The organism is Pseudonocardia sp. P1 (assembly GCF_000178675.2).
Taxonomy (GTDB): domain Bacteria; phylum Actinomycetota; class Actinomycetes; order Mycobacteriales; family Pseudonocardiaceae; genus Pseudonocardia.
The window spans coordinates 2,010,927-2,030,796 of record NZ_ADUJ02000001.1; the positions used below are offsets into that span (position 1 = coordinate 2,010,927).

18 protein-coding genes are annotated in these 19,870 nt (G+C 74.2%); 2 read left to right on the plus strand and 16 right to left on the minus strand.

The genetic code is table 11. From position 1 onward, the window contains the following. Window positions 1–24 precede the first annotated feature (24 nt). The 7 genes from PP1_RS08800 to PP1_RS08830 form a co-directional block, all read right to left on the minus strand. Window positions 25–2,304: a polyribonucleotide nucleotidyltransferase gene (locus tag PP1_RS08800; protein ID WP_010227236.1), complete on the minus strand. Its 2,280-nt coding sequence runs from the start codon at window positions 2,302–2,304 to the stop codon at window positions 25–27. A 254-nt stretch (window positions 2,305–2,558) separates the two neighbouring features. Beyond that, entirely contained in the window at window positions 2,559–2,828 is a 270-nt protein-coding gene (rpsO, locus tag PP1_RS08805; RefSeq protein WP_010227233.1) for a 30S ribosomal protein S15, read from the minus strand. A gap of 170 nt (window positions 2,829–2,998) precedes the next feature. Then, window positions 2,999–3,520, minus strand: coding sequence for a 2'-5' RNA ligase family protein (locus PP1_RS08810; RefSeq protein WP_075314059.1), 522 nt, complete (start codon window positions 3,518–3,520; stop codon window positions 2,999–3,001). A gap of 222 nt (window positions 3,521–3,742) precedes the next feature. Beyond that, window positions 3,743–4,363, minus strand: coding sequence for a transcriptional regulator (locus PP1_RS08815; RefSeq protein WP_060722200.1), 621 nt, complete (start codon window positions 4,361–4,363; stop codon window positions 3,743–3,745). Window positions 4,364–4,427: 64 nt separating this feature from the next. Next, on the minus strand, window positions 4,428–5,417 hold the full coding sequence (locus tag PP1_RS08820) for a bifunctional riboflavin kinase/FAD synthetase (RefSeq protein ID WP_010242643.1): 990 nt from the start codon (window positions 5,415–5,417) through the stop codon (window positions 4,428–4,430). A gap of 52 nt (window positions 5,418–5,469) precedes the next feature. After that, on the minus strand, window positions 5,470–6,363 hold the full coding sequence (gene truB, locus PP1_RS08825; RefSeq protein WP_010242645.1) for a tRNA pseudouridine(55) synthase TruB: 894 nt from the start codon (window positions 6,361–6,363) through the stop codon (window positions 5,470–5,472). A gap of 11 nt (window positions 6,364–6,374) precedes the next feature. Continuing rightward, window positions 6,375–7,034 (minus strand): response regulator transcription factor, encoded by a 660-nt coding sequence (locus tag PP1_RS08830; RefSeq protein ID WP_010242647.1) that lies wholly within the window; start codon window positions 7,032–7,034, stop codon window positions 6,375–6,377. A gap of 116 nt (window positions 7,035–7,150) precedes the next feature. Between PP1_RS08830 and PP1_RS08835 the strand changes: the two genes are divergently transcribed. Together PP1_RS08835 and PP1_RS08840 are read left to right on the plus strand one after the other, a co-directional pair. Continuing rightward, window positions 7,151–8,626 carry a cation:dicarboxylate symporter family transporter gene (locus PP1_RS08835; RefSeq protein WP_010242649.1) on the plus strand — a complete coding sequence of 492 codons (1,476 nt, stop codon included), beginning with the start codon at window positions 7,151–7,153 and terminating at the stop codon, window positions 8,624–8,626. An 84-nt stretch (window positions 8,627–8,710) separates the two neighbouring features. Next, window positions 8,711–10,426 carry a sensor histidine kinase gene (locus PP1_RS08840; RefSeq protein ID WP_010242651.1) on the plus strand — a complete coding sequence of 572 codons (1,716 nt, stop codon included), beginning with the start codon at window positions 8,711–8,713 and terminating at the stop codon, window positions 10,424–10,426. A 16-nt stretch (window positions 10,427–10,442) separates the two neighbouring features. Here the strand turns inward: PP1_RS08840 and PP1_RS08845 are convergent, their stop codons facing one another. The 9 genes from PP1_RS08845 to rimP form a co-directional block, all read right to left on the minus strand. Further along, entirely contained in the window at window positions 10,443–11,819 is a 1,377-nt protein-coding gene (locus PP1_RS08845; protein ID WP_010242652.1) for an MATE family efflux transporter, read from the minus strand. Window positions 11,820–11,821: 2 nt separating this feature from the next. After that, window positions 11,822–12,454, minus strand: coding sequence for a class I SAM-dependent methyltransferase (locus PP1_RS08850; protein ID WP_010242655.1), 633 nt, complete (start codon window positions 12,452–12,454; stop codon window positions 11,822–11,824). A 166-nt stretch (window positions 12,455–12,620) separates the two neighbouring features. Then, the gene (locus PP1_RS08855; RefSeq protein WP_010242657.1) at window positions 12,621–13,631 is read right to left on the minus strand and encodes a DHH family phosphoesterase; all 1,011 of its coding nucleotides are present in this window, start codon (window positions 13,629–13,631) and stop codon (window positions 12,621–12,623) included. Then, a complete protein-coding gene (rbfA, locus tag PP1_RS08860; RefSeq protein ID WP_010242659.1) occupies window positions 13,628–14,074 on the minus strand; it encodes a 30S ribosome-binding factor RbfA in 447 nt (148 codons plus the stop codon). The genes PP1_RS08855 and rbfA overlap by 4 nt, the downstream gene beginning before the upstream one ends. Window positions 14,075–14,143: 69 nt before the next feature. Next, complete coding sequence (locus PP1_RS08865) at window positions 14,144–14,440, minus strand: DUF503 domain-containing protein (protein ID WP_010242661.1); 297 nt, start codon at window positions 14,438–14,440, stop codon at window positions 14,144–14,146. A gap of 102 nt (window positions 14,441–14,542) precedes the next feature. Next, window positions 14,543–17,572, minus strand: coding sequence for a translation initiation factor IF-2 (gene infB / locus PP1_RS08870; protein WP_075314057.1), 3,030 nt, complete (start codon window positions 17,570–17,572; stop codon window positions 14,543–14,545). A 163-nt stretch (window positions 17,573–17,735) separates the two neighbouring features. Then, the gene (locus PP1_RS08875; protein WP_010234156.1) at window positions 17,736–18,056 is read right to left on the minus strand and encodes a YlxR family protein; all 321 of its coding nucleotides are present in this window, start codon (window positions 18,054–18,056) and stop codon (window positions 17,736–17,738) included. A gap of 89 nt (window positions 18,057–18,145) precedes the next feature. Continuing rightward, window positions 18,146–19,180, minus strand: a complete 1,035-nt coding sequence (gene nusA, locus PP1_RS08880; protein ID WP_010234159.1) for a transcription termination factor NusA — start codon at window positions 19,178–19,180, stop codon at window positions 18,146–18,148. Continuing rightward, window positions 19,177–19,764 (minus strand): ribosome maturation factor RimP, encoded by a 588-nt coding sequence (gene rimP, locus PP1_RS08885; protein WP_029239711.1) that lies wholly within the window; start codon window positions 19,762–19,764, stop codon window positions 19,177–19,179. The genes nusA and rimP overlap by 4 nt, the downstream gene beginning before the upstream one ends. Window positions 19,765–19,870: the final 106 nt, after the last annotated feature.

The window sequence follows — 19,870 nt, forward strand, 5'->3', positions numbered from 1 at the left end:
GAGTCGTGCGCGTCCGCCAACGGATCAGCTCTGGTTCGCGGCCTCGGCCTCGGCCGGAGCCTCGGCGCCGGTCTCGGCGTCCGCCGGGGCCTCACCGTTCTCCCCGCCCTCCTGGACCGGGACGAGGCTGATCTTGCCGCGGTTGTCGATGTCGGTGACCTCGACGCGGATCTTGTCGCCGACCTTGCAGACGTCCTCGACCTTGCCGATCCGCTTCCCGTTGCCGAGCTTCGAGATGTGGATCAGACCGTCCTTGCCGGGGACCAGCGAGACGAAGGCACCGAAGGCGGCGGCCTTGACCACCGTGCCCAGGAACCGCTCGCCGACCTTCGGCAGCTGCGGGTTGGCGATCGCGTTGATCATGCCGATCGCCTCCTCCGCGGAGGGGCCGTCGTTCGCACCGACGTAGATCGTGCCGTCGTCCTCGATGGAGATGTCGGCGCCGGTCTTCTCGGTGATCGAGTTGATCATCTTGCCCTTCGGGCCGATGACCTCGCCGATCTTGTCGACCGGGACCTTCACCGCGGTGACCCGCGGCGCGTACTTGGACATCTCGTCCGGGCCGTCGATGGCCTCGCCGATCACCTCGAGGATGGTCAGGCGGGCGTCCTTGGCCTGGCTCAGGGCCGCGGCCAGCACCTCGGACGGGATGCCGTCCAGCTTGGTGTCCAGCTGCAGCGCCGTCACGAAGTCCTTGGTGCCGGCGACCTTGAAGTCCATGTCGCCGAACGCGTCCTCGGCGCCGAGGATGTCGGTCAGCGCGACGTAGCGGGTCTGGCCGTCGACCTCGTCGGAGACCAGGCCCATCGCGATGCCCGCGACCGGCGCCTTCAGCGGCACACCGGCGTTGAGCAGCGACATCGTCGACGCGCAGACCGAGCCCATCGAGGTGGACCCGTTGGAGCCCAGCGCCTCGGAGACCTGGCGGATCGCGTAGGGGAACTCCTCGCGGTCCGGCAGGACCGGGAGCAGCGCCCGCTCGGCGAGGGCGCCGTGGCCGATCTCGCGGCGCTTCGGCGACCCGACGCGGCCGGTCTCACCGGTGGAGAACGGCGGGAAGTTGTAGTGGTGCAGGTAGCGCTTGGAGGTCTCCGGACCGAGCGAGTCGATCGTCTGCTCCATGCGCAGCATGTTCAGCGTGGTGACACCCAGGATCTGGGTCTCGCCACGCTCGAACAGCGCCGAGCCGTGCGCCCGCGGGATGACCTCGACCTCGGCCGAGAGCGGCCGGATGTCGGTCAGGCCGCGGCCGTCGATCCGGACCTGGTCGGTCAGGATCCGGCGGCGGATGAGCTTCTTGTTGAGCGCGCGGAACGCGTTGCCCAGCTCGGACTCGCGGCCGGTGAAGCGCTCGCCCAGCTTCTCCAGCACCGACGCCTTGATCTCGTCGGTGCGGGTCTCGCGCTCCTGCTTGCCGGCGATGGTCAGCGCCTGCGCCAGCTCCTGCTCGACGGCCTCGGTGACGGCCTCGAGCGCGTCCGGCTGGTAGGCCGGGAACACCGGGTAGTCGGCGGTCGGCTTGGCCGCGACGTCGGCGAGCTGCTGCTGCGCGACGCACAGCGAGCGGATGAAGGGCTTCGCGGCCTCCAGGCCGTCGGCCACGACGTCCTCGGTCGGGGCGTTGGCGCCGCCGTCGACGAGCTCGATCGTCTTCTCGGTGGCCTCGGCCTCGACCATCATGATCGCGACGTCGTCGCCGACGACGCGACCCGCGACGACCATGTCGAACGCGGCGCGCTCGAGCTGGTCGTGCGTCGGGAAGGCCACCCACTGGGTGTCGGTGCCGGTCTCGTTCGCGATCAGCGCGACGCGGACGCCGCCGACCGGGCCGGAGAAGGGCAGGCCCGCGAGCTGGGTGGACGCCGACGCGGCGTTGATCGCCACGACGTCGTAGGGGTCCTTCGGGTCGAGCGACATGACCGTCACGACGACCTGGATCTCGTTGCGGAGACCGTCCACGAAGGACGGGCGCAGCGGCCGGTCGATGAGACGGCAGGTCAGGATCGCGTCGGTGCCGGGGCGGCCCTCGCGGCGGAAGAACGAGCCGGGGATCCGGCCCGCCGCGTACATCCGCTCCTCGACGTCGACCGTCAGGGGGAAGAAGTCGAACTGGTCCTTCGGCCGCTTCGAGGCGGTCGTGGCGGACAGCAGCATGGTCTCGTCGTCCAGGTACGCGACGACCGAACCGGCGGCCTGGCGGGCGAGCCGGCCGGCCTCGAACCGGACGGTGCGCGTGCCGTAGGCACCGTTGTCGATGACGGCGGTGCTCTCGTGCACGCCGTCCTCGCTGATGACGTCAGTCATGCGGGGGTGATCTCCTCGTCGTAGGGAGTTGTCTCTGCGTCCCCACCACCGACGACGTCCGGGGCGATCCCCTGCTGGGCCGGTCTTCGATCGAAGCCCCCGGCAACTCGTGCTCCCGGGAGCCACTACCGAGGACCGGCGGACGTCCGTCCGCCGGCGCGCGGTGGGCTTCTGTTCAGTTGTGTCGGTTCAGTTGTACCGCGTGGGATGCGGAACGACCCGGCACCGGAGTCCGGTGCCGGGTCGCCGGCGGGTCAGCGGCGCAGACCCAGCTTCTCGATCAGCGCGCGGTAACGAGCCACGTCGACGGCGCGCAGGTACTTGAGGAGCCGGCGACGACGACCGACCAGCAGCAGCAGGCCGCGCCGGCTGTGGTGGTCGTGCTTGTGCTCCTTCAGGTGCTCGGTCAGCCCGATGATGCGCTGCGTCAGCAGCGCCACCTGGGCCTCGGGGGACCCGGTGTCGGTGGCGTGGGTGCCGTACTTCTCGAGCGTGGTCTTCTTCTCGGCGGTGGACAGTGCCACTGCGTCTCCTTCATCTCGTGGACGGTCCGCGGGGCCGTACCGTTCGCGACCCCGGCCGGGACGGCCGGTGGAACGGCAGGTGGTCGGTCGCGGCCGCCGCGGACTGCAGCCGGACCCGGGGAGAAACGGTACCAGCGACGACATCGCCCGCCGTCGCCGACCCGCGCACCTCAGCGCCCTGCTCCACCGGACGGGACCGTCAGCCGTACCCGGTGCACCGGGGTGTAGCGCGGGCCCGGGTCGCTGCGCACCAGCAGCACCTCGTCCGCCGTCCACCAGGGCCCCGGCCGGACGGCGCCGGCGCCGGTCAGCGCGTCCGGCCGGGGCCGGTCGGCGGGCCGCCTGCGGGCGAGTGTGAGGTGCGCCCGGAACGACGACGGGTCGGCCCCGGCCCGGGCCGCGAGGTCGTCGAGCACACCGCCGGGCTCGACCCCGGCCCAGACGACGCCGGGGAAGGTGCCGGTCCCCGCGATCCGCAGCCGCGGCGCGGGCACCCCGGCGAACGCCGCGTCGAGGGCCGCGGCCCGCGCGTCCGGGTCGTCGTCGCCGTGGAAGCACAGGGTGAGGTGCCAGCTGCCGGGATCCACCGGCCGCCACGCGCCGTCCGGGTGCCAGGGCGGTGCGGACGCCAGCTCCGTCGCGAGCGCGTCGACCGCCGCCGGGGGCGGCCACAGCGCGGTGAACAGCCTCATCCCGCTCCGTCCTCCCGGCGGCCCGCCCCGATGCCACGGACGAGCACGGCTGCGGCGATCGAGGGCGACGGTATCCGGTGGAATCGCTGCCTCGGGCAGCGATTCCCCGCATGCGGCGCTGCCCGGCGGGGCCTCGCGACCGTCGGGTGACGCGGGGCGTTCCGCCGCGGGTGACCTCCTTCCGTGAGATCGCTTCCCCGGGAAGCGATCTCGCAGCACCCCTCATCTCCGCGACGCCGCCGCCCGCCGGAGCACATCGGCGATCTCCGGGAACGACGGGTCCAGCTCCGCCGCGGCCGCGACGAGGCGGGCCGGCGCGGAGACGCCGCGCAGCGCGTCGTCAGCGGTCGGCGCGGAGGCGGCCGGCCGTCGCGGGTGCGGCACCACTGCCGTGCGGACCGGAACGACCGGCGCGCCTGACGCACCCGGCGCACCCGGGACGACCGGGGCGCCGCCCGGGAGGCGATCGGGGCCGGCGAGGCCCGGGCCGGCAGCACCGCAGCGGCAGTCCCCCGCCGGCACCGGCCCCCAGGGCACCGCGGACCCGGACCGGACGCGGTCCAGCAGCGTCTCGATCTCACCGGGCGGGACCGGACCGCGCGCGACCCGGCGGTCGAGCGCCACCATCCGGCCGAGCACCGCGGGATCACCGATCTTGACCCGCCGGGCCCCGGACAGCTGGGACAGCATCGCCGGGCTCAGCCCCAGCGCCGACGCCAGCCGCGCCTGCGTGATCCCCAGCCCGGAGGTCAGCCGGCGTACCCGCTCCCCCAGCGGCTCGCCGTAGATCTCGCGCTGCCGCGCGCGGTTGCCCGCCACCTGGTCACCGGGACGATCGTCCATGCCGCGATCCTGCGGCCGTCCCCGTCGCGCCCGGGCCGGATCGGAACGGGTAGGGGACTTCCACTCAGCCCGGCGCGTTCGGCCCCGGTCCGGTGGGGGGATCCCCGTCCGGTCCGGTCGCATCGCCGGCGGCGACGAGCGTCGTCCGGCTGTCCTCGACGTCGCGGGTCATCTGGGCGATGAGCGGCTCGATGCCGTCGTAGTGCTCCTGACCGCGCAGCCGGGCGACGAACTCGACGCCGACCTCGTGGCCGTAGAAGTCCTCGTCGACGTCGAGCACGTAGGCCTCGACGGTGCGCACCCGCCCGGAGAAGGTCGGGTTCGTCCCGACCGAGATCGCGGACTTCAGCCGCCGGTCGCCGATCCGGAACCAGCCGGCGTAGACCCCGTCGGCGGGCACCGCGGTGTGCGGCGGGCAGGCCACGTTGGCCGTGGGGAAGCCCAGGTCCCGGCCCCGCTTGTGGCCGTGCACGATCACGCCGTCCACCCGGTGCCAGCGGCCCAGCGCGCGGGCGGCGTCGCGGACCGCGCCGGCGTCGATGCAGGACCGGATGTAGGTCGAGGAGAACGTGATGTGGTCGTCGGAGATGAGGTCCACCGCCTCGCAGACGAAGCCGAACCGGCGGCCCAGCTCGTGCAGCGTCGTGACGTCGCCCGCGGCCTTGTGCCCGAAGGTGAAGTTGCGGCCCACGACGACGACGGCCGCGTGCAGCCGGTCGACCAGGATCTCGTGCGCGAACCCGGCCGGCGCCATCCGGGACAGCTGCTCGGTGAAGGGGATGACGCAGAAGACGTCCGCACCGGCCTCGGCGACGAGCTCGGCACGCCGGTCCAGCGTGGACAGCCGCGCGGGGTGCGTCCCGGGGCGCACGAGCTCGGCCGGGTGCGGGTCGAACGTCACGACGACCGCGGGGAGCCCCCGGTCCCGGGCGAGCTCCACGGCCCGGGCGATGAGCTGCCGGTGCCCGCGGTGCACCCCGTCGAACACCCCGACGGTGACGACGCAGCGTCCCCAGCCGGGCGGGACGGCCTCCAGACCACGCCAGCGCTGCACGGCGGCGAGCCTACGGAACCGGTGACCGCCCCGCCCCACCGGCCGCCGGGGATCAGCCGGCCGGGGCCAGCACGACCACCGGGCGCGCGGACGGTCCGCGGTCGGCCATCAGCGCGAGCGCGGCCCCGTCGGGCCCGAACACGCCGTACGTGCCGGGGATCCCCGCGGACGGCAGCGACCGGCCGATCCGCACGTCGGTGGCGGCCGCATCGTCGACGTCGACCCGCGGGAACGCCGTCGCCACCGCCGCGGCCAGGTCGAGCGAGAGGCCCGGCTCGGCGGCCAGCTGCTCGACGGTGCGGGCGTGCTCCAGGGTGAAGGGCCCGACCCGGGTGCGGCGCAGCGCCGTGAGGTGCCCGCCCGCGCCGAGCGCCACCCCGAGATCGCGGGCCAGCGCCCGCACGTAGGTCCCCGACGTGCACTCCACGACGACGTCGAGGTCCACGAACCCGCCGTCCCGGCGCAGGTCGCGCAGGTCGAACGCCGACACCGTGACCGGCCGGGCCGGGATCTCGACCGTCTCGCCGTCGCGGACGCGCTGGTAGGCGCGCTTCCCGTCGATCTTCACCGCGGACACCGCGCTCGGGACCTGCTCGATGTCCCCGGTCAGCACGGCCATCGCCGCACGGACCTCCGCCTCGCCGGCCACGACGGCGACGGGGTCACCGACGGGCGTGCCCTCGGCGTCGTCGGTGTCGGTCGCCTGCCCGAGCCGGACGGTCGCGGTGTAGGCCTTGGTGTCCAGCGACAGGTGCCCCAGCAGCTTCGTCGCCCGCTCGATGCCGACGACCAGCACGCCGGTCGCCATCGGGTCGAGCGTCCCGGCGTGGCCGACCTTGCGGGTGCCCATGATCCGGCGCAGCTTCCCGACGACGTCGTGGCTGGTCGGACCCCGGTCCTTGTCGACGACGACGAGACCGGGCGGCGGAGGCGGTGGCTTCGGCACGGTCGCAGACGCTAACGCGCCAGCCGGTACCCGACCCCACGCACCGTCACGACGACCTCGCGGGCGCCGAGCTTCGACCGCAGCGACGCCACGTGCGCCTCCAGGGTGCGGGCGGCGGAGCCGTCGGCGACGCCCCAGACCTGTTCGAGCAGCTCGGTCCGGGGCAGCACCGCGCCCTCGCGCCGGGCCAGCGCGGCGAGCAGGTCGAACTCCTTGCGGGTCAGCGCGACCTCGTCCCCGGCCGCGGTGACCGACCGCCGCTCCAGGTCGACGACGACGTCGCCCACCGCCACCGTGGACGCCACCGCGCCGCCGGTGGAGCGGCGCAGCACCGCGTCGATCCTGGCCAGCAGCTCGTCGGTGGACACCGGCTTGACCAGGTAGTCGTCGGCACCGGCACGCAGGCCCTGCACCCGGGCGGCGACGTCGCCGCGGCCGGTGATCGCGAGGATCGGCACCCGGGACCGCTCCCGGATCTCCCGGCAGACGCCGATCCCGTCGCGGTCGGGCAGTCCCATGTCGAGCAGCACGACGTCGGGCTCCCGGTCCGCGATCGCGCTGAGCGCGGCGGTCCCGCTGCCGACCAGATCGGTCGGATGGCCGTGCTTGACCAGGGTGCGGCGCAACGCGTCTCCGAGGACGGCGTCGTCCTCGACCAGCAGTACGCGCACGTCCGACAGCGTAGTCCGCACCCTCAAACCTTCCTCAAGACCGCCTCCGCCCCCGTTGGCGCGGCGGGCGGCCCTCCTTCATCGTTTCGGCACCGAACACGTCGAGGAGGACGGACATGGCCGAGGTCGCCACCGCAGCCGGCTCACCGGGACAGGGGTCGTCGACCCCCACCCGGCCGAAGAAGAAGCTCTACTCCCAGCTCTGGTTCTGGGTCCTGATCGGCATCGCGTCCGGCATCCTGGTCGGGTTCGTCGCCCCCGGCTTCGCCTCGGACACCAAGTGGCTCGCCGACACCTTCGTCCAGATGATCAAGGTGATCATCGGCCCGGTCATCTTCTGCACCGTGATCGTGGGCATCGCGTCGCTGGGCAACCTCGCCCGGGCCGGCGGGCTCGCCGCCCGCGCGCTGGGCTACTTCCTGGTCATGACGGTGATCGCGCTGGCGATGGGCCTTCTCGCGGGCAACCTCTTCCAGCCGGGCGCCGGCTTCGAGGGTGCCCCGAACCCGGCCGACCTCGCGAAGGCCGCCGAGAACGCCGCGACCGGCTCCGAGGAGTCGGGCGTCATCGGCTTCATCCAGGGCTCGCTGCTGCCGGAGAGCTTCTTCGGGCCGTTCGTCGAGAACTCGGTCCTGCAGGTCCTGGTCCTCGCGATCCTCACCGCCTGCGCGATCTCGTCGCTGAACAACGACCTCCGCGTCCGGCTGGTCCGCGGCATCGAGGGCATCTCGCAGGTGATCTTCGGGATCATCAAGATCATCATGTGGGCCGCGCCGGTCGCCGCGTTCGGCGGCATGGCCTACACCGTCGGCCAGATGGGCGGCGAGTCGCTGTGGAACCTGCTCAAGCTGATGGGCGTCTTCTGGGGCACCTGCGCGGTGTTCGTCCTGGTCGTGCTCGGCGCGGTCTCCTGGGCTGCCGGGTTCAACGTCCTGAAGGTCATCCGGCTCATCAAGGACGAGCTGCTCATCATCGTCGGCACCTCGTCGTCGGAGTCGGTGCTGCCGCGCTTCCTCACGAAGCTGCAGTCGGCCGGTGCGTCCAAGCAGACCGTCGGCATGGTCATCCCGACCGGCTACTCGTTCAACCTGGACGGCACCTGCATCTACCTGACCCTGGGTGCGCTGTTCATCATCCAGGCCGGCGGTGAGGTCCTCCCGATCGGCGCGCAGATCGCCCTCGCGGTCCTGATGGTGCTCACCTCGAAGGGCGCCGCGGGCGTCACCGGCGCCGGGCTGGTCACCCTGGCCGCGTCGCTGCAGGCCTTCGGCGGGGAGTTCTTCACCCCCGAGGCGATCGTCGTCGGCCTCGCCCTGATCGTCGGCATCGACCGCATGATGTCCGAGGGCCGCGCGCTGACCAACGCGATCGGCAACGTCGTCGCCACCCTGGTGATCGCCCGCTGGAACGGCGAGCTCGACCGCGAGCGGCTCGCCGCCGTCCTCGAGGACCCGTCGCTCGTCGAGGCCGACATGGAGGCCGCCCACGGCAGCGGTGCCGGCGAGGAGACCGAGAAGACCGAGGAGACCGCGACCGGCACCGAGGCTCCCGCCGACGCCGACACCCGCGTCAAGGCCACCACCGGTTCCTGACGCGACCGTCCCGTCCTCCTCATGACGGTCGCCCCGCCCGGAGCACGGTCCCCCCTCCCACCCCCGCGGTGGCAGGGTGGGGCCGTGCTCCGGGCGTTCCGCACCTCCTCGACCTCCCTGCGGGGGTCGAAGCTGGTCCGCCGCCTGTTCGTGCTGCAGGTGGTGACGGTGCTGCTGACCGTCGGGGGCCTCACCGCGCTCGGCGTGTACGGCGCCGGGGAGCTCGAGCACGACGCCGCCGGGCGGCTGACCCGGGCCACCGCGCTGAGCATCGCCTCCGACCCCGAGGTCGTCGACGCGCTGCGGGCCGGTGGCGACGTCGCCACCCTGTCGTCGCGGCTGCAGCCGGTCGCCGAGCGGGTCCGGACCGCGACGAACACCAACTTCGTCGTCGTCATGTCCCCCGCCGGGATCCGCTACAGCCACTACAACCCCGCCGAGATCGGCCTGCCGTACCAGGGCAACATCGCCCCGGCGCTGGAGGGCCGGACGGCCACCGAGGTCTACACCGGCACGCTCGGGCCGTCGGTCCGCACCGTCACCCCGGTCGTCGAGGACGGGCGGCTCATCGCCGTCGTCTCGGTCGGGGTGCTGCAGACCCGGGTCAGCGACCTGGCGCTGCGCTGGCTGCCCGGCATCGTCGTCGCCGCCGGTGCCGCGCTGCTGCTCGGCCTGGGCCTCGCCGTGCTGCTGGCCCGCAGGCTGCGGCGGCAGACCCTCGGGCTGGAGCCCGAGGAGATCGCCGGGGCCTACACCCATCACGACGCCGTGCTGCACGCCGTCGGCGAGGGCCTGCTGGTCGTCGACGGCAGCGGACGGCTGGTCGTCGTCAACGCCGAGGCCCGGCGGCTGCTGGCCTCCCCCGTCCCGATCGAGGGCGGCCCCGACACCGCCGAGCCCGGACGCCCGCTGACCGGCCTGGGCATCGACCCGGCGGTGCTGGCGGTGCTGGTCCGCGGCCTGCGCGAGGACCTCCGCGACGAGCCCGCGCTCGCCGGGGAACGGGTGCTGCTGGTCAACAGCCGGCACGCCGGCCCGGCCGCGGGGCCGGGGACCCGGGTGTTCACGCTGCGCGACCGCACCGAGCTGGCCGGCGCCCTGCGGGAGCGCGACGACGCCCGCGGCAAGGTCGACGCCCTGTCCGGGCAGGCCCACGAGTTCGCGAACCGATTGCAGACCGTGCTGACGCTGATCGAGCTCGGCGACACCTCGGACGCCGCGGCCGCCGGGACCGCCGCCCTCGACCGCACCCGCGGGCCCGGCTCCGCCGTCGTCGCCGAGGTGCTCGACCCGGTGCTCGCCGCGCTGCTGGCGGACAAGGCGTGGCAGGCGGTGGAGCGCGACGTCGCGTTCTCGGTGACCGACGTCTGCGATCCCGACACCCTCCCGGACCTGCACCTGCCGTTCGCCGCCGACGACCTCGTCTCGCTGGCCGGGAACCTCGTCGACAACGCGCTCGAGGTGGTCGCGGCGCAGCCACGCGGCGCGGAGCGGTCGGTCACCGCGACGGTCCGGACCGACGGCGGCGAGGTGGTCCTGGAGGTCGCCGACAGCGGTCCCGGTGTCCCCCAGGAGACCGCCCGCGAGCTGTTCACCTTCGGCTTCAGCACCCGGGCGACGCCCGGTGGCCGCCCGCGCGGGATCGGGCTGGCCCTGGTCGACCGGATCACCCGGCGCCTCGGGGGGACGGTGACCGTCGGCCCCCGGGACGACGGCACCGGCGCGGTCTTCACGGTGCGGCTCCCGCTCCCGACCCCTCCCCCGCTCGACGAGGGGCGCTCCGCGGTCGCACGCCCCTGACCGGACGGCGCGGAGCTCAGGCCCGGACCGTGCCCGGGACCGCCCACCGCCCCGAGCGCGCCCGCAGCCCGACGGCCACCAGCCGGACGACCATGAACATCGCCAGCCCGGTCCAGATCCCGGCCAGCCCCCACCCGAACGCCAGCGACAGCCAGATCAGCGGCAGGAACCCGCACACCGCGGCGAGCAGCGTCGTCGTGCGCAGGAACGCCGCGTCACCGGCGCCGAGCAGCACACCGTCGAGGGCGAAGACCACGCCCGCCACCGGTTGCAGCGCGGTGAAGAACCACCACGCGGCGGGGATCGTCGCGAGCACCGCGGCGTCGGTGGTGAACACCCCGGGCAGCACCGGGTAGAGCGCCGCGAACACGACGCCGAACACGCAGCCCAGCAGCAGCCCGTACCGCGTCACCCGGGCCGCGACGGCACGCGCCCCGGCGGTGCCCTCCCGATCCCGGGCCGCCCCCAGCGCCGACCCGACGAGTGCCTGGGCCGCGATCGCCACCGCGTCGAGCACCAGCGACTGGAACACCCACAGCTGCAGCACGACCTGGTGCGCCGCCACCGACTCCGCACCGAACCGGGAGGCCACCGCGGTCGCGGACAGGAAGCACGCCTGGAAGCCGAGCGACCGGATCACCAGGTCGCGGCCCATCGTCACCTGGGCGCGCAGCACCGCGGCGTCGGGCGCGAACCGGACCGGGTCGGACGACGGCGCCCGCCGCCGCTCCGCCGCCAGCGCACGCAGGAACAGCCCCGCCGACACCGCCTGGGCCACGACGTTGGCGACCGCGGAGCCCTCCAGCCCCCAGCCGTCCCAGGAACCGGCGCCGTGCACGAGGAACGGGCACAGCAGCGCGGACAGGCCGTTGCCCGCCAGCACGTAGTACATCGGGCGCCGGGTGTCCTGCACCCCGCGCATCCAGCCGTTCCCGGCGAGCGTGACCAGCACCAGCGGGGCGCCGAACAGGGCGATGCGCAGCCAGGAGACCGCTCCCGCCGCGATGTCCCCGCCGCCCGCGAGCACCCCGGCGACCGGGGCCGCCAGCAGCTGCCCGGCCGCGATCACCAGCAGCCCGACGACGACGGCCAGCCACGTCGCCTGCACCCCCTCGGTGACCGCGGCGGAGCGGCGCCCGGCGCCGTAGAACCGGGCCGCCCGCGCCGTCGTCCCGTAGGACAGGAACGTCAGCTGGGTGGTGACCTGGGCGAACAGCACCGCGGCGACGGCGAGCGAGGCCAGCGGGAGCCCGCCCAGCCGTCCGACGACGGCGGTGTCGACCAGCAGGTACAGCGGCTCCGCGGCGAGCACCGGCAGCGCCGGCACCGCGAGCCGCAGGATGTCCCGGGCCCCGCCCCGGGAGCGGACGTCCGGTTCCGAGCCTCCCGACACCGCTACGGACGCGGGCGGCGGCAGAGGAAGCAGAACGCGGGCGGGACGTTGCGCCACACCGTCCGCGTCATGACGACCTCGTCGAAGGTCTCCTGCAGGGTCGCCTTGAACCGGCGGGCCGAGGGCATCGGCATGGTGTGCGAGTACGCGAACGTGGCGAACGCCCCGGTCTCCCCGATCACGTCGACGACCTGGCCGAGGATCTCGCGCTGGGAGGCCCGGTCGAACAGCGACCAGGGCAGCCCGGAGATGACCGCGTCGACACCGGCGATGCCGCGCTCCTCCAGGAGCTCGCCCAGCTTGCGGGCGTCACCGTTGATGACCTCGACGCCCGGGTGCCGCCCCGTGAGGTAGCGGGCCATGCCCGGGTCGAGCTCGACGGCGAGGTGCCGGCCGCCGGGCGCGAGCCGGCGGGAGACCTCGGAGGTCACCGCGCCGGTGCCCGGGCCGAGCTCCACGACGACCGGCGCTCCGTGACCGGGCGCGATCCGGGCGAGCTTCTCCGACAGCCGCTGCGAGCTCGGCCAGACGGCACCGACCCGGGCGGGGTTGCGCACCCACGCTCCGAGGAACTCGCGCCAGCCGCTGGCGTCGTCGCGGGCACCGTCGTGTCCCGGGGCGGGCTCGGAACTCACGTGCAACCTCCTGGGGGGATCGCCGGACACGCTACGTCCCGGGACCGTGGCCGGTCGGACCGGCCCGTGCCTACCGGACGCGGTGGTACCGCAGGTGTATCCCGGATGACGGCCGTGACACCTCGCCGGTGCGACGCGGTGACCGGCCGGGCGTCGTGGGGCCGCGTCACGGCTGCGGGACGGCGGCGAGCTCGGCCCGCAGCAGGTCGAGCAGCGCGTCGCGGGTGCCGTCGCGCTCGAACCCCGCCGCGGCCGCGTGCCCGCCCCCGCCGAGCGCCGTCGCGACCCGGGACAGGTCCGGGCGTCCGGTGCCGCGCAGGGACACCGACCACGATCCGGGGGCGACCTCGGTCAGCAGCGCCGCGACACCGTCGTCGGCGGTGGCCAGCAGCTGCCCGACCAGGGTGACCGTCTGGTCCCGGAACCGGATCGCCGTCGCGGCGTCCACGACCGCCCACACCAGGGGCTCGCCACCGGCCCCGGCGGGCTCCCGCCGGGCCCCGGCCAGGACGGTCGCCTGCGCCGCCAGCCAGGCGAACGGACGGGTCCCGGTGATCTCGCGCATCAGCTCGCGCGGCTCCGCCCCGGCGTCGACGAGCTCGGCGCCCAGCCGCAGCGCGTCCGACCCGCCCCAGCGGAACCCGCCGGTGTCGGTGTAGAGGCCCGCGAACAGCGCCCGGGCCAGTACGGGGTCCAGTGTGGTCCCCAGCTCGGCGAGGACCTCGCGGACCAGCAGCACGGTGGCCGGGGCGCCCGGGTCGACCAGGTGGTGGGTCGCGAACGGCACGAACGACGCGTGGTGGTCGAGCGCGAGCGACGACCGCGCCGTCCCGAGCCGCCCCGCCAGGTCACCGAGCCGGGCGGCCGACGAGATGTCGCAGCAGACCAGCAGGTCCGGCGCCGCGGGCGCGTCCTGCGAGGCGACGACGACGCCGCCGGGGTCGAGCGCGAGCAGCGCCTCCGGCACCGGCTCGGGCCCGCCGAACGACGCCACCGCGGGCACGCCCGACCGGCGCAGCGCCGTGGCGAGCGCGATCGCGCTGCCCGCGGCGTCGGCGTCGGGCCGGACGTGCCCGACGACGAGGACCTCGCCACGGGCCTGCCGCAGCAGCGCCGCGGCCCCAGCCGGATCGACCGGTCCGGGGCCGGGCAGCGGCGGCGCGGACGTCGCCCTCACTCCGCCTCGGTCTCCCGCGGTGCCTTGTACGGGTCCGCCTCGCCCGCGGGCGACGCGGAGGCCGCCAGCCGTGCGACCTCGGCGTCCGAGGCGCGGGTCTGGGCCAGCAGCTCCTCCATCCGGCGCGCCTCGTCCGGGACCTGGTCGAGGACGAAGGCGAGGCTCGGGGTGTGCCGGACACCGGTCTGCTGACCGACCCGGCTGCGGAGCACACCGGCGGCGCTCTGCAGCGCGGCGGCGGCACCGGCGGTGTCGGGTGCCTCCTCCAGCGAGGCCCCCATCACCGTGTAGTAGACGGTGGCTTCCCGCAGGTCACCGGTCACCCGGGTGTCGGTGATCGTCACCATGGACAACCGCGGGTCCTTGACCTCGTGCTCCAACGCCTCCGCGACGATCTGCGAGATCCGCTTGGCGAGCTTGCGTGCGCGGGCCTGGTCGACCATGTCGTGCTCCTTCCACCGGTCGTGCGGGGCCGAGTCTAGGCAAGACCGGCCCGGTCCCGCCGCGGGTTCTCAGTCGTCGTCCTCCGGGCCGAACAGGCGGGTCCGGGCGGACAGCAGTTCCATCTCGGGGCGGGCGGCGACCAGCCGCTCGCACCGCTCCAGCAGCGTCGTGACCTGTCCGGCGTCGGCGGCCACGCAGCTCACACCGATCAAGGCGCGCCGGTACAGGTCCTGGTGGCCGGCCTCGGCCGCCGCCACCTCGAACCGGCGCAGCTCGGCCAGCAGCGGCCGCACCGCCGACCGCTTCTGTTTCAGCGACCGGACGTCGCCGAGCAGGACGTCGCACTCCAGTGCGCCGACGAACATGCCCACCTCCGGGCGAGACGCCGACGGGGCGGCCGGTTCGCACCGGCCGCCCCGTCGGACGAGTACCTCGGTTCCGCTGCTTCGTCCCTCGATCTCAGGGACTCAGTCGCGCGGCTTCTCCCGCATCTCGAACGTCTCGATGACGTCGTCGACCTTGATGTCGGAGTAGCTGCCCAGCGTCAGACCGCACTCGAAGCCCTCGCGGACCTCGACCACGTCGTCCTTGTACCGGCGCAGCGACGACACCGGGAGGTTCTCGTGGATAACCTTCGAGTCGCGCAGCAGGCGCGCCCTGGCGTTCCGGCGGATCTCCCCACCCATCACGAGGCAACCGGCGATCGTGCCGAACTTCGAGGACTTGAAGACCTCGCGGACCTCCGCGCGGCCCAGCTCGACCTCCTCGTACTCCGGCTTGAGCATGCCCTTCAGGGCCTGCTCGATCTCCTCGATCGCCTGGTAGATCACCGAGTAGTAGCGGATCTCCACACCCTCGCGGTTGGCCAGCTCGGTGGCCTTGCCCTCGGCACGGACGTTGAAGCCCATGACGATGACGTTGTCCGCGATGGCGAGGTTGATGTCGCCCTCGGTGATGCCACCGACGCCGCGGTGGATGACGCGCAGATCGACGTCGTCCCCCACGTCCAGCTTCATCAGGGCCTCCTCGAGCGCCTCCACGGTGCCCGAGTTGTCACCCTTGATGATCAGGTTGAGGGTGTTCGTCTCCTTGAGCGCGGCGTCCAGGTCCTCCAGGCTGACGCGCTTGCGACGGCTCGCCAGCTCGGCGTTGCGCTCGCGGGCGCGCCGCCGGTCGGCGATCTGCCGGGCCACCCGGTCCTCGTCGACGACGAGGAACGTGTCGCCGGCACCCGGGACCGAGGTCAGGCCGATGACCTGCACCGGACGCGACGGGAGCGCCTCGGTGACGTCGGCACCGTGCTCGTCGATCATCCGCCGGACGCGCCCGGAGGCGTCGCCCGCGACGACCGAGTCGCCGACCTTCAGCGTGCCGCGCTGGACCAGCACCGTGGCCACCGGGCCACGGCCGCGGTCCAGGTGCCCCTCGATGGTGACGCCCTGGGCGTCCATGTCGGGGTTGGCCCGCAGGTCGAGCGCCGCGTCCGCGGTCAGCAGGATCGCCTCGAGCAGCGACTCGATGTTGGTGCCCTGCTTGGCGGAGATGTCGACGAACATGGTGTCGCCGCCGAACTCCTCGGCCACCAGGTTGTACTCGGTGAGCTGCTGCCGGATCTTCTGCGGGTTCGCACCCTCGACGTCGATCTTGTTGACCGCGACCACGATCGGCAGGTCCGCCGCCTGGGCGTGGTTGATCGACTCGACGGTCTGCGGCATCACGCCGTCGTCCGCCGCCACCACGATCACCGCGATGTCGGTGGACTTCGCACCGCGGGCACGCATGGCGGTGAACGCCTCGTGACCCGGGGTGTCGATGAACGTGATGAGCCGCTCCTCACCCTCCAGCTCGGCCGGCACCTGGTACGCGCCGATGTGCTGGGTGATGCCGCCGGCCTCGCCCTCGCGGACGTTGGCCTTGCGGACCGTGTCCAGCAGGCGCGTCTTGCCGTGGTCGACGTGACCCATGACGGTGACGACCGGCGGCCGGGCCACCAGCGCCTCCTCGTCGCCGAGGTCGCCGAACTCGATGTCGAACGACTCGAGCAGGGCGCGGTCCTCCTCCTCGGGGGACACGACCTGGACCCGGTAGTTCATCTCCTGGCCGAGCAGCTCCAGGATCTCGTCCGAGACCGACGCGGTCGCCGTGACCATCTCGCCGAGGTGGAACAACACCTGCACCAGCGAGGCCGGGTTGGCGTTGATCTTCTCCGCGAAGTCGGTCAGCGACGCGCCACGCGGCAGCCGGATCGTCTCGCCGTTGCCCTTGGGCAGGCGGACACCGCCCACCGAGGGCGCGGCCATGGCGTCGTACTCCTGGCGCTTCTGCCGCTTCGACTTGCGGCCACGACGGGCCGGACCGCCGGGACGGCCGAACGCGCCCGCGGCACCGCCGCGGCCACGACCGCCGCCGCCACCGGGACGACCACGGAAACCGCCGGCCGGAGGCGGTCCACCGGGACCGCCGCCACCGGGACGGAAACCGCCACCGCCGCCGCCACCGGGACGACCGCCACCGGGGCCACCACGGCCACCGCCGGGGCCACCACGGCCGCCACCGGGGCCGCCACGGCCACCGGGGCCGGGGCGCCCACCGGCCGGACGCGCGGGCATCATGCCCGGGTTCGGCCGCGGCGGCATGCTGTTCGGGGTCGGGCGCGGACCACCGGCGCCACCGCCCGGACGGGGCGGACGCGGCGGGGCCTCACCGGAGCGGGCCGCCGGCTGCTGCGGGGCGGCGCCGCCACCCTGCTGCTGACCACCCGGCTGCTGCGCGGGCGGGCCGGGACGCGGGGCCGGCTTGGGCGAACCCTGGCCGACGCCGAACGGGTTGTTCCCGACGCGCGGCTGGCGCGGGCCCGGCTTCGGGCCACGCTGGCCGTCGCCACCGGGGCGCGGGGCACCGCCGCCCTGGCCGCCGCCCTGACCCTGCTCACCCGGCTTCGGACCGGGCTTCGGCGCGGCCGGACCCGGCTTGGGGCCGGGCTTCGGCGCTGCGGGACCGGGCCTCGGCGCGGCCGGCGCCGAGGCGTCGGCGGCCGGGGCCTGGGGCTGCGGGGTGGGTGCCGGCGTGGCCGGACCCGGCTTCGGGGCGTCCTGACCGGCCGCCGGCTGTGCCGGGGACGGCGCACCCTGCGCGGGCGCGGGCGGCCCGGGGCGCGGACCGGGCTTCGGCGCCGGGCCCGGGCGCGACGGAGCCGCTCCCGGGGTCGGGCCGGGCTTGGGCGCGCTCGGGCGGGACGGCGACGGGGCGCCGGAACCGCCGCCACCGGCGCGCGGGCGACCGCCACCGGGCGCACCGGAACCGCGGCGCTGGCCGTTGCCACCGCCGTTGCCCCCACCGGCGGCCATCGCGTCGCGCAGCTTGCGCGCGACGGGGGCCTCCACGGTGGAGGAGGGAGACTTCACGTACTCCCCGAGGTCCTGCAGCTTGCTGAGGACCTGCTTACTGCTGAGACCGAGCTCCTTAGCGAGCTCGTGCACGCGGGCCTTGCCTGCCACTGCTCTCCTTGTCCTGACCGGAGGCCGGGCGGCAGCGACCCGCTCGACCTCGAACCTAGTGTCGAAGCACGTTCATGGTGCGATCTTCACTGCTGGCTCATGACTGGTCGACCTTGCTTTCTTCCGATGACGGGACCGGGAGGCTCCCGATCCCCAGCTGACGTCACTGCTCCTGCACCCATCGGCGGACAGCGTCCACCTCAGGTCTGCTCCGGAGCCGCAACGCCCGGACGAACGCCGAGCGTCGCTCGGCCTTGTCCAGGCATCCCGTCGCGGGGTGCAGCCAGGCACCCCTCCCGGGGAGGCGGTGACGCGGATCCGGGACGAGACGTCCGTTCTCCGCGACCACCCGCAACAGTGCGCCGGCCCGTTCCCGTTTCCGGCACCCGACGCACGTCCGGATCGGAACCGACCGGGTGCGAGCGGGCGACGGTCCGCGATCGCGGGCCGTCTGTGAGTGTAGCGCAGCGGAGTCGTCCGGCATTCCCTCGCCCGGCCCACCGCGGTGATCGTCGCCCCGGCCGCCGTCGCGCTCCCCGGTCGCCGGCGGGCCACCGGCCGGTCCGGTCGCGGCTACGACGACACCTCGACCGGATCGCCGTCCGGGCCGACCGGGTCGCGGGGGTCGGCGTCGCTCCGGATGTCGATCTTCCAGCCGGTGAGCCGGGCGGCGAGCCGGGCGTTCTGGCCCTCCTTGCCGATCGCCAGCGACAGCTGGAAGTCGGGCACGACGACGCGCGCGATCCGCGCCCGCTCGTCCAGCACCGTCACCGAGACCACCTTGGACGGCGAGAGCGCGTTCCCGACGAACTCACCGGGGTCCTCGGACCAGTCGATGATGTCGATCTTCTCGCCGGCCAGCTCGCCCATCACGCCGCGGACGCGCGCGCCCATCGGGCCGATGCAGGCGCCCTTGGCGTTGAGCCCCGGCCGGGCCGACCGCACGGCGATCTTGGACCGGAACCCGGCCTCCCGGGCGACCGAGACGATCTCGATCGAGCCGTCGACGAGCTCGGGCACCTCGAGCGCGAACAGCTTGCGCACCAGGTTCGGGTGCGTGCGGGACAGCGTGATCGTGGTCCCGCGCGGCCCGCGGGCGACCCCGATCACGTAGCAGCGGATGCGCTCGCCGTGCTGGTAGACCTCGCCCGGCACCTGCTCGGCCGCCGGGAGGACCGCCTCGGTGCCGCCGCCCAGCTCGACGATCACCACACCGCGGGCGTTGGCGCGGGCGTCGCGCTGCACGATGCCGGCGACGACCTCGCCCTCCTTGGTGGAGAACTCCCCGTAGGTGCGCTCGTGCTCGGCGTCGCGCAGCCGCTGCACGATCACCTGGCGGGCGGTGGTCGCCGCGATCCGGCCGAAGCCCTCGGGGGTGTCGTCGAACTCGGGGCCGGGGGTGCCGTCCTCGGCCGCGTCCGAGGCGTCGCGGGCCAGCACGCGCACGACACCGGTCTTGCGGTCGATGTCGACGCGCGCGTCGGAGTGGTGGCCCTCGGTGTGCCGGTAGGCGGTGAGCAGCGCGGTCTCGATGGCCTCCAGCACCGTCTCGAACGGGATCTCCTTGTCCCGCTCGATGGCCCGCAGTGCGGGGATGTCGACGTTCACCGGTTCTCCTCGGATCCGTTCGTGCCGCTGTTGTCGCTGGTGTCGCCGCTGCCGCCGCCCGGGTCGAGCAGGGCGGTCTCGGCGGCCGGGGCCGGCTTGAACTCGACCTGCACCTGGGCGTGCGTGACGTCGTCGTAGGCGATCTCGCGCAGCTCGGGCTGCTTCCGGCCGGGCACCGCGACCTGCACCCGGTCGTCACCGGCCCGGCCGATCCTGGCCTCCAGGTCGTCGCCGCCCGCCAGCGTGATCCGGGCCAGCCGCAGGAAGTTCCGCCGCCAGTGCCGGGGCGTGGTCAGCGGCCGGTCGATGCCGGGCGAGGTCACCTCGAGCGTGTAGGACCCCTCGATGAGGTGCTCGTGCGGGTCGAGCTCGGCCGCGGCGGTCCGGCTGAGCCGGGCGATGTCGTCCAGGTCGATGCCGGTGGCGGTCGAGGCCTCCGGCAGGTCGACGACGAGCTTCACCGCGTGCCGCCGGCCGGCGGTGCGGACCTCCACGGCGTCGATCTCCAGCCCGGCGTCGGTGACGACCGGCTCGAGCACGCCGCGCAGCTGGTCTGCCAGCTGTTCGGGGTCCGGACTGCGCATCGGGTGACTCTCCTCGTGGTCGCGTCGGTCGCCGGCCGTCACCGCCCGCCCACGCGCCCGCGACCGGGCGGCGCCGCGGGGCGGCACGGCTCGGGTACGGGCCCCG

What these genes read in the sequence shown, in the direction of transcription:
- PP1_RS08835 (WP_010242649.1), top strand. Translation starts at nt 7,151, where the DNA reads ATGGCCGAGGTCGCCACCGCAGCCGGCTCACCGGGACAGGGGTCGTCG.
- PP1_RS08810 (WP_075314059.1), bottom strand. Translation starts at nt 3,520, where the DNA reads ATGAGGCTGTTCACCGCGCTGTGGCCGCCCCCGGCGGCGGTCGACGCG.
- PP1_RS08800 (WP_010227236.1), bottom strand. Translation starts at nt 2,304, where the DNA reads ATGACTGACGTCATCAGCGAGGACGGCGTGCACGAGAGCACCGCCGTC.
- rbfA (WP_010242659.1), bottom strand. Translation starts at nt 14,074, where the DNA reads ATGGTCGACCAGGCCCGCGCACGCAAGCTCGCCAAGCGGATCTCGCAG.
- PP1_RS08865 (WP_010242661.1), bottom strand. Translation starts at nt 14,440, where the DNA reads ATGTTCGTCGGCGCACTGGAGTGCGACGTCCTGCTCGGCGACGTCCGG.
- PP1_RS08875 (WP_010234156.1), bottom strand. Translation starts at nt 18,056, where the DNA reads ATGCCGGACGACTCCGCTGCGCTACACTCACAGACGGCCCGCGATCGC.
- rimP (WP_029239711.1), bottom strand. Translation starts at nt 19,764, where the DNA reads ATGCGCAGTCCGGACCCCGAACAGCTGGCAGACCAGCTGCGCGGCGTG.
- PP1_RS08815 (WP_060722200.1), bottom strand. Translation starts at nt 4,363, where the DNA reads ATGGACGATCGTCCCGGTGACCAGGTGGCGGGCAACCGCGCGCGGCAG.